The organism is Mycobacterium sp. TH-M11 (genome assembly GCF_057473725.1).
On record NZ_JBYCLD010000273.1, the window covers coordinates 1 to 12,945 of the forward strand.

16 protein-coding genes are annotated in these 12,945 nt (G+C 67.8%); 12 read left to right on the forward strand and 4 right to left on the reverse strand.

The genetic code is table 11. The features are described 5' to 3' along the window. Both AC2VOG_RS11145 and AC2VOG_RS11150 read left to right on the forward strand, forming a co-directional pair. Positions 1–750 (forward strand): M20/M25/M40 family metallo-hydrolase (locus tag AC2VOG_RS11145; protein ID WP_486939955.1); only part of this gene is annotated, 750 nt, incomplete at its 5' end. Between the two features lie 27 nt (positions 751–777). Then, positions 778–1,308, forward strand: coding sequence for a YbhB/YbcL family Raf kinase inhibitor-like protein (locus AC2VOG_RS11150; RefSeq protein WP_486939956.1), 531 nt, complete (start codon positions 778–780; stop codon positions 1,306–1,308). Between the two features lie 5 nt (positions 1,309–1,313). Here the strand turns inward: AC2VOG_RS11150 and AC2VOG_RS11155 are convergent, their stop codons facing one another. Genes AC2VOG_RS11155 through AC2VOG_RS11165 form a run of 3 tightly spaced genes read right to left on the reverse strand, consistent with a single transcriptional unit; the run spans position 1,314 to position 3,666 of the window. Further along, positions 1,314–2,396 carry a quinone-dependent dihydroorotate dehydrogenase gene (locus AC2VOG_RS11155; RefSeq protein ID WP_486939957.1) on the reverse strand — a complete coding sequence of 361 codons (1,083 nt, stop codon included), beginning with the start codon at positions 2,394–2,396 and terminating at the stop codon, positions 1,314–1,316. Positions 2,397–2,398: 2 nt separating this feature from the next. Next, positions 2,399–2,650 (reverse strand): DUF5703 family protein, encoded by a 252-nt coding sequence (locus AC2VOG_RS11160; protein WP_486939958.1) that lies wholly within the window; start codon positions 2,648–2,650, stop codon positions 2,399–2,401. Next, positions 2,647–3,666, reverse strand: a complete 1,020-nt coding sequence (locus AC2VOG_RS11165; RefSeq protein ID WP_486939959.1) for a YncE family protein — start codon at positions 3,664–3,666, stop codon at positions 2,647–2,649. The genes AC2VOG_RS11160 and AC2VOG_RS11165 overlap by 4 nt, the downstream gene beginning before the upstream one ends. Before the next feature lie 166 nt (positions 3,667–3,832). Here AC2VOG_RS11165 and AC2VOG_RS11170 point away from each other — a divergent pair, with 166 nt between their 5' ends. From AC2VOG_RS11170 to AC2VOG_RS11210, 9 genes are read left to right on the forward strand one after another with little or no spacing between them, the layout of a single operon-like run. Next, positions 3,833–4,147 carry a hypothetical protein gene (locus AC2VOG_RS11170; protein ID WP_486939960.1) on the forward strand — a complete coding sequence of 105 codons (315 nt, stop codon included), beginning with the start codon at positions 3,833–3,835 and terminating at the stop codon, positions 4,145–4,147. Positions 4,148–4,207: 60 nt separating this feature from the next. Continuing rightward, the gene (locus tag AC2VOG_RS11175) at positions 4,208–5,038 is read left to right on the forward strand and encodes an undecaprenyl-diphosphate phosphatase (RefSeq protein WP_486939961.1); all 831 of its coding nucleotides are present in this window, start codon (positions 4,208–4,210) and stop codon (positions 5,036–5,038) included. 58 nt (positions 5,039–5,096) lie between these two features. Further along, positions 5,097–5,789, forward strand: a complete 693-nt coding sequence (locus AC2VOG_RS11180) for a histidine phosphatase family protein (protein ID WP_486939962.1) — start codon at positions 5,097–5,099, stop codon at positions 5,787–5,789. A gap of 60 nt (positions 5,790–5,849) precedes the next feature. Further along, on the forward strand, positions 5,850–6,437 hold the full coding sequence (locus AC2VOG_RS11185) for a DUF3090 domain-containing protein (protein WP_486939963.1): 588 nt from the start codon (positions 5,850–5,852) through the stop codon (positions 6,435–6,437). After that, positions 6,421–7,236 (forward strand): SCO1664 family protein, encoded by an 816-nt coding sequence (locus AC2VOG_RS11190; RefSeq protein ID WP_486939964.1) that lies wholly within the window; start codon positions 6,421–6,423, stop codon positions 7,234–7,236. Before AC2VOG_RS11185 ends, AC2VOG_RS11190 begins: the two co-directional genes overlap by 17 nt. Before the next feature lie 3 nt (positions 7,237–7,239). Next, a complete protein-coding gene (locus AC2VOG_RS11195) occupies positions 7,240–7,746 on the forward strand; it encodes a DUF2505 domain-containing protein (protein ID WP_486939965.1) in 507 nt (168 codons plus the stop codon). A gap of 22 nt (positions 7,747–7,768) precedes the next feature. Further along, positions 7,769–8,539: a 3'(2'),5'-bisphosphate nucleotidase CysQ gene (locus AC2VOG_RS11200; RefSeq protein WP_486939966.1), complete on the forward strand. Its 771-nt coding sequence runs from the start codon at positions 7,769–7,771 to the stop codon at positions 8,537–8,539. A 22-nt stretch (positions 8,540–8,561) separates the two neighbouring features. Continuing rightward, entirely contained in the window at positions 8,562–9,815 is a 1,254-nt protein-coding gene (gene mshC / locus AC2VOG_RS11205) for a cysteine--1-D-myo-inosityl 2-amino-2-deoxy-alpha-D-glucopyranoside ligase (RefSeq protein WP_486939967.1), read from the forward strand. Between the two features lie 16 nt (positions 9,816–9,831). Beyond that, on the forward strand, positions 9,832–10,713 hold the full coding sequence (locus AC2VOG_RS11210; protein WP_486939968.1) for an SDR family oxidoreductase: 882 nt from the start codon (positions 9,832–9,834) through the stop codon (positions 10,711–10,713). A gap of 100 nt (positions 10,714–10,813) precedes the next feature. Here the strand turns inward: AC2VOG_RS11210 and AC2VOG_RS11215 are convergent, their stop codons facing one another. After that, positions 10,814–11,692 (reverse strand): PAC2 family protein, encoded by an 879-nt coding sequence (locus AC2VOG_RS11215; RefSeq protein WP_486939969.1) that lies wholly within the window; start codon positions 11,690–11,692, stop codon positions 10,814–10,816. Between the two features lie 357 nt (positions 11,693–12,049). Here AC2VOG_RS11215 and AC2VOG_RS11220 point away from each other — a divergent pair. Continuing rightward, a partial coding sequence (locus tag AC2VOG_RS11220) for a homocysteine S-methyltransferase family protein (RefSeq protein WP_486939970.1) occupies positions 12,050–12,945 on the forward strand: 896 nt, incomplete at its 3' end.

Genomic DNA, 12,945 nt, shown 5'->3' on the forward strand with positions numbered 1-12,945 from the left:
CGGCTCTACCTGATCGAGACCGCGGAGAAGAGCATGCACTGGATGCGGTTGACCGCGCACGGTCGACCGGGCCACGGCTCGATGGTCCATGACCACAACGCAGTAACCACGCTCGCCGAGGCGGTCGCGAGGCTGGGGCGTCACGTCTTTCCGGTGGTGGCGACCGACAGCGTCGTCCAATTCCTGACCGCGGTCGGCGAAGAGACCGGGTTGACCTTCGACACCGATTCGCCCGACCTGGACGGGGCCGTTGAAAAACTCGGGCCAATCGCGCGGATCGTGAAGGCCACGCTGCGCGACACCGCCAATCCGACCATGCTCAAGGCTGGGTACAAGACGAACGTGGTGCCCGCCACCGCCGAAGCGATCGTGGATTGCCGGGTGCTGCCCGGCCGTCTCGCGGCATTCGAGGCCGAGGTCGACGAGTTGATCGGGCCCGACGTGACGCGCGAATGGGTGACCAGCCTCCCGTCGTATGAGACGACATTCGACGGTGACCTGGTCGATGCCATGAACGCGGCGCTGCTGGCCGTCGACCCCGACGCCCGGACCGTGCCGTACATGCTTTCCGGTGGAACCGACGCGAAAGCTTTCGAACGCTTGGGGATTCGCTGCTTCGGATTTGCGCCGTTGCGGCTGCCGCCCGACCTGGATTTCGCGGCCTTGTTCCACGGCATCGACGAACGGGTACCCGTTGACGCGTTGAAGTTCGGCACCGAGGTGCTCGCACACTTTCTGATGCACTGCTAGCCGATAACTCGAGAGGGGACTCCAATTATGACCACATCACCCGATCCGTACGCCGCACTGCCCAAGTTGCCGACCTTTGCGCTGGAGTCGGCGTCGTTCGTCGATGGGCAGGCTCTGGCGAAACCGCAAGTCAGCGGCATCATGGGCGCTGGCGGCGAGGATGTCAGCCCGCAGCTGTCCTGGTCCGGATTTCCCTCCGGCACAAAGAGTTTCGCGGTGACCGTCTTTGATCCGGATGCGCCGACGGCGTCGGGCTTCTGGCACTGGGCGGTGGCCGACCTGCCTGCATCGGTCCACGAACTGCCCGCCGGCGCCGGGGACGGCAGTAACCTGCCCGGCGATGCGCTGACGCTCGTCAACGACGCCGGCCAGCGTCGCTACATCGGCGCTGCGCCGCCGGCGGGCCACGGCCCGCACCGGTACTACGTCGCGGTGCACGCGGTCGACGTCGACAAGCTCGACCTGCCCGAGGATGCCAGCCCGGCGTATCTGGGCTTCAATCTCTTTCAGCACGCGATTGCGCGCGCGGTGATCCACGCGACTTACGAGCAGAAATAACCCGATTAGCGGGCTGCGGACCCCACGGCGTCGCTCAACGACCCAAAGCCGCCTTCCCGCAGCCGGAAAGCCAGGCCGTCGTGAATGTGCTTGGCCCACAGGCCTCCGCCGTAGATGAAGCCGGTATAGCCCTGCAGCAGTGACGCTCCCGCGGTGATCCGGTCCCAGGCGTCGTCGACGGTCTCGATGCCGCCGACGCTGATCAGCGTCTGCCGGTCACCGACCCGGCCGTAGAGCCGCCGGAGCACCTCGCCGGCGCGGGCGCGCAGCGGTGGCCCGGAGATGCCGCCGCTGCCGAGTTGCTCGACGCCCGGCGTGTGCAGGCCCTCGCGCGACACCGTGGTATTGGTCGCGACGATCCCGGCCAGGCCGAGTTCGATTGCCAGGTCGGCGATGTCGTCGATGTCGGTGTCGGCCAGATCGGGGGCGATCTTCACCAGCACCGGTGTCGATGTCTCGGCTAGCACGGCAGACAAGATCGCGCGCAGCGATTCGACGGTCTGCAAGTCGCGCAGTCCCGGGGTATTCGGTGAGCTCACGTTGACCACCAGATACGCGGCGTGCGGTCCGACCAGTCGCGCGCTGGCGCGATAGTCCTGCGCGGCATCCTGGGCTGCGGTGGTCTTGGTTTTGCCGATGTTGACACCGATCGGCACGTCGGACCGGTGGCTGGTCAACCTGGCGGCCAGTGCGGCAGCGCCGTGGTTGTTGAAGCCCATCCTGTTGAGCAACGCGCGGTCGTCGGGCAGCCGAAACAGCCTGGGCTGCGGATTGCCCGGCTGCGCGTGGGCGGTCACGGTGCCAACTTCGGCGTAGCCGAAACCCAGTGCGCCCCAGGCGTTGAGGCCGGCACCGTCTTTGTCGAAGCCGGCGGCAAGGCCCAGCGGGCCGGGAAAGCGGACGCCGAACACCGTGCTGGCCAGCAGCGGGTCGGTCGGCGCCAGCCGACGGCTCAGTTGACGCCGGATCGGGGTGGCGGCGGTGGCGCCGCGCAGTCCGGCGAACGCGATGCGATGGACACGTTCTGCGGGAACGAGGAACAGTAAGCGGCGCAGCGCTGCGTAGGCCGGCGCAGTCTCGGGGGGCACTGTCACAGGTCCGGCTGGCCGGTCACGGTCTCCATACGGGATTTCTTGCGGCGCAACAAGACTCGTCTGCTCCCGTCGGTATAGAGCCGAACCCGGGTCAGTTCCCAGCCGCGGTATTCCGCTTCGATGGACAGCCGGGTCGACGCGCTTACCCGGGTGATCTCCGGGGGCAGGCGCAACGGGGCCCACTCGTATTCGTCGGACAGGTCGGTCGTCCACTCCACCGGCATCCTGGCCTGCCGCGCCGCCGTCAATGCGCGCCCGTCGCCGCATGCTCGATCACCTGGACGCCATCGCCTGCGCCCGAGACCACAAAAAGTGTGCCCGCGGCATCGTCGAAGGCCAGCGCGTTGGGTTGCCGCACGGATGGGTACCGTACCTTCTCCAGTGGGATTCCGGTTGACAGATCGTAACCAACGACAGTATTCGCCGAGGTCTGCGACACCCAAGCCAGCCCGCGCGATCCGACGACGCCGTAGGGCGAGTCCGCGATCGGGTACGCCTGACGCAGGATCAGCGGGTCGACCCCGAACACCAGCAACTGGCCGCCCCGGGTGTCGGTGACCAGCAGCCGGCCCGCCGGATCGGCCACCATCGTGGTGGCCCCCTGACCGGCGCGCAGCGACTGCCCGATGCGCCCGTCGGCTCCTACCGTGACGATCGACGTCTGTCCTCGATCCAGGACGGCGACGGTACTGCCCTGAACGGCGAGTGAATCAACGTGTGCATGCACCTGCGTCCGATTGGTCTCGGCCGCTCCGGGCACATGGGAGTACAGCGCGCCGTCAGCGGTGCCCAGCACCACGGTGCCGTCGGCGCGCCGGGTGATGGCGGTGAAGTCCACGTGCTCGGCGCCGCCGAGGCTGACCCGCGTGGCATGTCCGGCGGCCAGGTCGACCAGGAAATATCCGCCGCGGGTGGACAGATAGCCGGTACCGGCGTTGTCGCCGGTCAGTCCGGTCGCCGGGCCGGGTAGCGAGATCACCCGCGGCGAGCCCTGCTCAATGCCCAGCAAAGACAGTGTCGACGGCGCGGCGGCGTCGGGCCCCGGGGCGACGGTCACCAGCTGCCCGGTCCGGCCGTCGAACACCGCGCTCTGCGCTCGCGCGTCCAGGGGGTGGACCACCCCCGCGGGAACCCGCGTTACCGGGGGAGACGGTGCTGCTTGGGCGGGCGCGATCCGGGCGGGGAGTTCGTCGAAGGCCTTCTTCGAGCAGGCAGGGGTAAGGAGGAGGGAAAGCAGCAGGCCAACGGCGGCTATCCGACGCATCCGTGCATCGCTTTTGCGGTTTGCTGGCACAAGCTGACTCTCCGGTGTTCGGGGGCGCACATGCGGGACAGGGTGGTCCGCCGGCAGTTCGATCCTAGAGATTGTTGGTCGACCCACTCCGGGTCTGTCGGCCAGGATCGATGAATCGGCGAGGTATGGTCGCGGTATGAGCATTGCCGCAGATGGTCAATTCTCAGACGGCGACTTTGTTATCGAGGACATGTGGCTGGGGGTCTTCCCCGCCAAAATCCTGGCCAGCGGCTTCGGGCAGGTCGGTGACGGCCGGAGCTTTGCGTTTTGCATCGAGGGCAAGACGTTGCTGGTTGAGGTGTATCGGCCACGGATCAAAGGTCCGGTGCCGCAGCCCGAAGACGTTGTCGCCACGGCGCGGCGCAATGTGGTCGACGTCGACATCTCCGACGAGCGCAGCCTGGGCGCCGCCGTCCGGGATGCTGTCGCGCTCGCCGAAGCGTCCAACTGAGACCCGCAAGACTCTTTGACTTAACCCGGTACGGTCGTCGTCGTGCATACGGTGCAGGCGATGTCATGGTTGCAGGTTGTCGTGTTGGCAATCGTTCAGGGCCTCACCGAGTTCCTCCCGGTCTCATCCTCGGGCCACCTGGCGATCGTGTCCCGGGTCTTTTTCGCCGGGGATGCCGGTGCCTCGTTCACCGCGGTGACCCAATTAGGCACCGAGGCAGCGGTTTTGGTGTACTTCGCCCGCGACATAGCGCGGATCGTCGTGGCGTGGTTCACCGGGCTGGCGAACCCGGCCCATCGCGGGGTCGATTACCGCCTGGGTTGGCATGTCATCATCGGCACGATCCCGATCTGCGTGCTCGGGCTGTTCTTCAAGGACGAGATCCGCTCGGGCGTGCGCAACCTGTGGGTGATCGCAACGGCGCTGGTGGCTTTTTCCACGGTGATCGCCCTGGCCGAGCGACTGGGGCGGCAGAGCCGCAACGTCGAACAATTGACGTGGCGCGACGCGCTCGCCGTGGGTGTCGCTCAGACGCTGGCGCTGGTGCCCGGGGTGTCCCGGTCCGGGTCAACGATCAGCGCCGGCCTGTTCCTCGGCCTGGAGCGCGAATTGGCCGCCCGGTTCGGCTTCCTGCTCGCGATTCCGGCGGTCTTCGCGTCAGGGTTGTTCTCGATACCCGACGCGTTCCACCCGGTGTTGGAGGGCATGAGCGCGACGGGACCGCAGCTGTTGGTGTCGATGGTGATCGCGTTCGTCGTCGGTTTGGCCGCGGTGGCGTGGTTCTTGCGATTCCTGTTGCGCCACAGCATGTATTGGTTTGTCGGCTACCGGGTGGTGGCCGGCGTCGGCGTGCTGATTCTGCTGTCCGCCGGTGTGGTGAGCGCGGTATGACCGCCGGCGACCGGACCGCGTGCCGCATGAGCGGCGCTATTGCTGAGGAGCGGCGCATATGACGGTCATCCTGCTGCGGCACGGCCGATCCACCGCCAACACGGCCCACACGCTGGCCGGGCGGTCCGAAGGTGTTGAGCTCGACGACAAAGGCAGCCAGCAGGCTGCCGATTTGGTCGACCGGTTGGGCGCGCTGCCGATCCGCGCGGTGGTGAGTTCGCCGCTGGTGCGGTGCCGGCAGACCGTCGCGCCGCTGGCTGCCGCGCTCGGTGTCGAGGTGAGTATCGAGGATCGGCTCGCCGAAGTCGACTACGGCGAGTGGACGGGCCGCAAACTCGGCGACCTGGTCTCCGAGCCCCTGTGGGCGGTAGTCCAGGCGCATCCCAGCGCGGCGGTTTTTCCGGGCGGCGAGGGGTTGGCCCAGGTGCAGACGCGTGCCGTCGCCGCGGTGCGCGGGCACGACACGCAATTGGCCGAGCAACACGGCGGCGACGTGCTGTGGCTGGCCTGCACGCACGGCGATGTCATCAAATCCGTGGTCGCCGACGCGCTCGGTGTGCATCTGGACGGCTTCCAGCGGATTTCGGTCGACCCGGCGTCGGTGAGTGTGATCCGCTACACGCGGCTGCGCCCGTTTGTGCTGCACTCCAACCACACCGGGGTGAGCCTGACGACGTCGCTGACACCGTCTGCGGCGCCGGATGGCGACCCACCCGTCGACGAGGCGGTGGTCGGCGGGTCGACGGACTGAACCCTAGACCCACGCCTGGATTTACTACGCCGCTGCATCAGCCGGTATTTTGGAAGTGTCATGTCTCGTGCGATCCACGTATTCCGCTCACCCGACCGATTCGTCGCCGGGACCGTTGGGCAGCCCGGAAACCGCACCTTCTACCTGCAGGCCGTGCACGACGCCCGGGTGGTGTCGGTGGTGCTGGAAAAGCAGCAAGTAGCGGTGCTCGCCGAACGGATCGACGCGCTGCTGGTTGAAGTCAACCGTCGCTTCGGCACGCCGGTTCCGCCCGAGAGTGACACGGTGGAAGACCTCAGCCCGCTGGTGACTCCCGTCGACGCGGAATTCCGGGTCGGCACGATGGGATTGGGCTGGGACTCTGAAGCCCAGACCGTGGTCGTCGAACTACTCGCCGTCACCGACACCGAGTTCGACGCGTCCGTCGTTCTCGACGACACCGACGAGGGGCCCGACGCCGTGCGGGTGTTCCTGACTCCGCAGTCGGCCCGCGAGTTCGCCACCCGGTCCAACGCCGTGATCTCCGCCGGCCGCCCGCCGTGCCCGATATGCGACGAGCCGCTGGACGCGGACGGCCACATCTGCGCACGAACGAACGGCTACCGGCGCAGTGCGCTGCTCGGGCCGGACGATGACGCGCAGGCCTGACGATCGCGAGGTCCTGCGCACCGGTGAGTTGACGGTCCTGGGCCGCATCCGCGCCGCGAGCAATGCCACGTTTCTGTGCGAGGCGACGCTGGACGGCCACACCGTGCACTGCGTCTACAAGCCGATCTCCGGCGAGCAGCCGCTGTGGGATTTCCCCGACGGCACCCTGGCCGGCCGCGAACTGTCCGCCTACCTGGTGTCGGCTCATCTGGGCTGGAATATCGTGCCCTACACCATTATTCGACACGGTCCGGCCGGCCCGGGGATGTTGCAGCTCTGGGTCGACCAGCCCGGTGACACACCCGACTCGGAGCCTGGGCCCGAGCTCGATCTGGTCGACCTGGTGCCGGCCGACCGCTGCCCGCGCGGCTACCTGCCGGTGTTGCGCGCCTACGACTACGCCGGCGACCCGGTCGAGCTGGTCCACGCCGACGACGTCCGGCTGTGGCGGATGGCGGTGTTCGACGTGCTGGTCAACAACGCCGACCGCAAGGGCGGTCACGTGCTGCGCGGCCGCGGCGGGGAGGTGTACGGCGTCGACCACGGGGTGAGCCTGCACGTCGAGGACAAGCTCCGCACCGTGCTGTGGGGATGGGCCGGCAAGAAAATCGACGACAAGACATTGGAGGCGGTGTCGTGTCTGGTCGACGGGCTGGCCGACTCGCTCGGGGATGCGCTGTGCGAGCACCTGACCAGCGCGGAGGTCGCCGCGCTGCGGCTGCGGGCCCGTGTGCTGCTCGCGCACCCGGTGATGCCCGGCCCGGACCGGCACCGCCCGATTCCCTGGCCGGCGTTCTAGCCGATGTCCCGCTCGTTGTCGCTGGCACTCGAGGCGCCCGTCGCGGTCGGCGAAATCCTGGCGGCGTTCGCTGACGAGGGCTACTGGCAGGCCAGGCTGGCTGCCTTCGACGGTGGCACCGCGACCCTCGATGGGCTGACCGTCGAGCCGGGCGGACGCGTGACGGCGGCCTTGACGGTCAGCCTCTTCGCGAGTCGGCTGCCCAGGGTGGTCACCGCTTTGGTTCCCGGCGAGTTCGAGATGGTGCGCACCGAAACCTGGCGTCCGGTCGGTGACGGCGCGGCGCGCGGCGCGATCACGGTGAAGGTGCCCGGGGCGCCGGTGTCCGCGGTCGGGACGGTGTCGTTGCTGCCGGTGGAACACGGTGCACGGCTGGAGTTCAGCACCACCGTGCGGGTGAACATCCCCCTGCTGGGTGGTCAGGTGGAGCACTTCATCGTCAGCCGGCTCGGCGACGAGATCAGCGCGGTGCAACGCTTCACCAACACCTGGATCGTGACGAACCGCTGAGGCGGTCAGCGATACTGGACCGGTGAACCCCGAGCCCCTCAGCGACGCGGCACTGGCCGCCGATCTCGCCGAAGAGGCGGGCAAGCTGTTGCTGACCGTCCGTGAGCGGGTCGGATTCAACCACCCGTGGCTGCTCGGCGACGAGGGGGACAGCCAAGCCAACGCGTTGCTGCTCAAGCGACTACGTGCCGAGCGCCCGGGTGACGCGGTGCTCAGCGAAGAAGCCCACGACGATTTGAACCGGTTGCAGTGCGATCGGGTCTGGATCGTCGACCCGCTGGACGGGACACGCGAATTCTCCTGGGCGGGCCGTGCCGACTGGGCCGTGCACGTCGCGCTGTGGCAGCGCCACGGCGGGCCCAACGGGGCCATCACCGACGCCGCGGTCGCCTTACCCGCGATGGGGGAATTGCATCGCAGTGACGTCGTAACCGCGCCCACCGCAACGCTGTCCGGACCGATCCGGATTACGGCCAGCTCTCACCGTCCGCCGGCGGTGCTCTACCACCTGGCCCGTCAGCTCGACGTGGAATTCGTCCCGATCGGCTCGGCCGGCGCTAAAGCGATGGCGGTGGTGCGCGGTGACGCCGATGCCTACATTCACGCCGGCGGGCAGTGGGAGTGGGATTCGGCCGCCCCGGCGGGCGTGATTCTGGCCGCGGGCATGCACGCTTCGCGCCTGGACGGATCCGAGATGATCTACAACCGGCCCGACCCCTATCTGCCCGACTTCCTGATGTGTCGCACCGAGCTTGCGGACCTGCTACTGGGTGCCATCCGGTTGGCGAGCTGATTGACGCTTTAAAGTCGACGGTATGCAGTCCTGGCCCTCGGCACCCGTACCAGCGCTGCCGGGACGCGGCCCGGAGTTGCGGCTCTACGACAGCGCCGATCGCCAAGTGCGCCCGGTGGCGGCCGGTCCGACGGCCACCATGTACGTCTGCGGCATCACGCCCTATGACGCCACCCATCTCGGCCACGCCGCGACGTATCTGGCGTTTGACCTGATCCACCGGATCTGGCGTGACCTCGGTCACGACGTCCACTACGTGCAGAACGTCACCGACGTCGATGACCCCTTGTTCGAACGGGCCGGGCGCGACGGCATCGACTGGCGCGAGCTGGCGGCCCGCGAGGTCGCTTTGTACCGCGAGGATATGACCGCGTTGCGGGTGCTGCCACCGCGCGAATACGTCGCGGCCACCGACACGGTGGCCGAGGTCGTCGAGCTGGTGGAGAAGATGCTGGCCTCCGGGGCTGCCTACGTCGTAGAGGACGCGGAATTTCCCGACGTCTACTTCCGCGCGGATGCCACCGTGCAGTTCGGGTACGAGGCCGGCTACGACCGCGACACCATGCTCACGCTGTTCGCCGAACGCGGCGGCGATCCGGACCGGGCGGGCAAAACCGATCGACTGGATGCGCTGCTGTGGCGGGCTGCTCGGCCCGGCGAGCCCAACTGGCCGTCACCGTTCGGGGCCGGTCGCCCCGGCTGGCATGTCGAATGTGCGGCGATCGCGCTCAGTCGTATCGGTGCCGGTCTTGACATTCAAGGCGGCGGCAGCGACCTGATGTTTCCGCATCACGAGTTCACCGCCGCGCATGCCGAATCCGTCAGCGGCGAAAGGCGATTCGCCGGCCACTACGTCCACGCGGGCATGATCGGCTGGGACGGCCACAAAATGTCCAAGAGCCGCGGCAACTTGGTGCTGGTGTCCGGACTGCGTGCGCAGGGCGTCGAGCCAGCCGTCATCCGGTTGGGCCTGTTGGCCGGGCACTACCGCGCCGACCGCGAATGGACCTCGCAGGTGCTCGACGACGCAAAGGTAAGGCTGCAGCGCTGGCGGGCCGCGGCGGCGCTACCCGCCGGCCCGGACGCGGCCGACCTGATCGCGCGGGTTCGCCAGTATCTCGCCGACGACCTCGACACGCCCAAAGCGCTTGCCGCACTGGACGGTTGGACTACCGATGCGTTGGAGTACGGCGGCCACGACGCCGAGGCGCCGTCGGCGGTGGCCGCGTTGACCGATGCGTTGCTCGGCCTGGAATTGTCCTCTGTGCGGCAGTAGCGGGTAGGTTTCGGCCATGACGTCAGTGAACTCGCAAGTCGTATTCATCACCGGTGGAGCCCACGGGATCGGGGCCGAGGTGGCCCGCCGCCTGCATGCCAAGGGCGCCAAGCTGGTGCTGACCGACCTGGACGCGACCGCGCTGTCCGCCATCGCCGCCGAGCTCGGCGACGAGCGCGTGCTGACCGTGGTCGCTGACGTCTGCAACCTGGCCGCGATGGAGTCGGCCGCCGAACAAGCCGTCGAGAAGTTCGGCGGTATCGACGTCGTGGTCGCCAACGCCGGCATCGCCAGTTACGGATCGCTTTTGCAGGTCGATCCCCAAGCGTTCAAGCGGGTCATCGACGTCAACCTGACCGGGGTATTTCACACCGTGCGGGCCACGCTGCCCGCGGTGATCGCGACCAAGGGTTATGTGCTGGTCGTATCGTCGTTGGCGGCGTTCGCCGCCTCCCCGGGGCTGACGCCCTACAACGCGTCGAAGGCGGGCGTCGAGCATCTCGCCAGCGCATTGCGGCTCGAGGTCGCCGGCCATGGCGTCACCGTCGGCTCGGCGCATATGTCCTGGATCGACACCCCGCTGGTTCGCGACACCAAGGCCGACCTGCCGTCGTTCACCGAGTTGCTGTCCAAGCTGCCGTGGCCGCTGAACAAGACCACCTCGGTGGACGACTGCGCGGCAGCCTTCGTCGAGGGCATCGAGCAGCGCAAGCGCCGGGTGTACTGCCCGGGTTGGGTGGGGTACTTCCGCTGGTTGAAGCCGTTGCTGTCGACGCCGGTCGGCGAGAAGCCGGTCGCCAAGATCGCGGCGGAGCTGCTGCCCCGGATGGACGAGGAAGTCAAGGCGCTCGGCCGGTCCACCAGCGCCTACAACACCACGCTCGGCAAGGGCGACTAAGCGCGGTCGCTGCACAGCGCCCGAGCGTGCGTGTCTGTACGCGACACGCCGAAGTTGCCCGGCATTGTGCGCACGGTCGCGCAGTGATCGGCAGGAGCGGCTAACGCCCGAAACCCGGTCGGCGGCGGCGTAGATAGCGTTCGAACTCAGCGGCCAAGGCGTCGCCGTCGATCTTGCCCAGCACTTCGGTCATGTCGACTTCGGCGTCGCCGCGCTCCTCCAGGGACTGCACGTATTCGGCGATCTCCTCGTCGTCGGCGGTCATCTCGGTGACCGCCTGCTCCCACTCCTCGGCCTGGGCCGGCAGGTCGGCCAGCGGCACCTCGATGTCGAGCACTTCTTCGACCCGGCGCAGCAGTGCGACGGTGGCCTTGGGGTTGGGCGGCTGCGACACATAGTGCGGGACCGCTGCCCAGAACGTGACGGCCGGGATTCCGGCCATCACGCACGCGTCCTGAAATACCCCGGCGATGCCGGTCGGCCCCTCGTACCGGGTCTCCTGCAGACCGAAGCGGCGCGCCGACTCGGGGGAGTACGCCGCCCCGGAAACGGGCACCGGCCGGGTGTGCGGGGTGTCGGCGAGCAGCGCCCCCAAGATCACCACGGTGTCGACGTTCAGCTTGTCGGCGACCGCCAGCAACTCGGCGCAGAACGTGCGCCACCGCATGTTGGGCTCGACCCCGTGCATCAGCACGATGTCGCGCTCGGCGCCCGGTGGGCGGCAGTGCGAAATCCGCATCGACGGCCATACCAATTCCCGCGTCACGCCGTCGACCTGGCGAATGACGGGGCGGTTCACCTGATAGTCGTAGTAGGCCTCGTCGTCGATCTCGACGATCGGGTCGGCTTCCCAGATGGCGTCCAAGTGTCCGAGCGCATCGCTGGCTGCGTCGCCCGCGTCATTCCAGCCCTCGAAAGCAGCCACGATGATCGTGTTGTGCAGTTCGGGGAAAGAGGAGCTGACATCCGGCGAGGTCACGCAATCAGGGTACGGCGTGATCAAGCTCGCGGCGCCCAGAGCAGCGGCTGTTTTGCATAGCCGGAACATTCTTGTTTCGATGGTCTCGACAACCGGCGCCGACGGGGTGGTGACGAAATACGTTCGGCGGCACACTTGTTAACCTGATAACTACGGTATTGCCGACAAGGTCCGCGAGCCGGCGATCACGGGCACTGCGATCGCCGCGCGGGTCGGGTCGAGCTGGGCGTCCAGACCTCGGGTGGCGACGTAGACTTTTCACCGTCGAGAGGCGTTGCAACGGTTCTCCGGCCTCTGCCGGTTACCGCCACGCTCGGCAGAGTCAAGGACGCCTTCCGCTATGGAAGGAATGCATGCGTGAGCGCCCCTGATCCGAAGGTCTTCGAACCGAATATCCGCCCCGACTGCACCGACGAACTGACCGCTGCCCTGCGCCGGCGAATCATGGTGATCGACGGCGCGATGGGCACGGCGATCCAGCGCGACCGGCCGGACGAGGCGGGCTACCGCGGCGAGCGGTTCAAGGATTGGCCGAGCGACCTGGTGGGCAACAACGACCTGCTTACCCTGACGCAGCCGCACATCATCGAGGGGATCCACCGCGAGTACCTCGAGGCGGGCGCCGACATCCTGGAGACCAACACGTTCAATGCGAACGCGGTCTCGCTCTCGGACTACGACATGTCGGACCTCAGCTACGAGCTGAACTACGCCGGCGCAGCCCTGGCCCGCAGGGCCGCGGACGAGTTCAGCACCCCCGACAAGCCCCGCTACGTCGCCGGGGCGCTGGGGCCGACGACGCGGACGGCGTCGATCTCGCCGGACGTCAACGACCCCGGGGCCCGCAATGTCTCCTACGACCAGCTTGTCGCTGCCTACCTCGAATCCGCCAACGGCCTGGTCGACGGCGGTGCCGACCTGCTCATCATCGAGACCATCTTCGACTCGCTGAACGCCAAGGCCGCGGTGTTCGCCGTCGAGACGCTGTTCGAGGACCGCGGACGCCGCTGGCCGTTGATCATCTCGGGCACCATCACCGATGCGTCGGGGCGGACATTGTCCGGTCAGGTCACCGAAGCGTTCTGGAACGCGATCCGGCACGCGAGACCCCTGGCGGTGGGCCTCAACTGCGCGCTGGGCGCGCCGGAGATGCGGCCCTACATCGCCGAGGTGTCGCGGATCGCGGACACCTTCGTCTCCTGCTACCCGAACGCCGGCCTGCCCAACGCGTTCGGCGAATACGACGAGTCCCC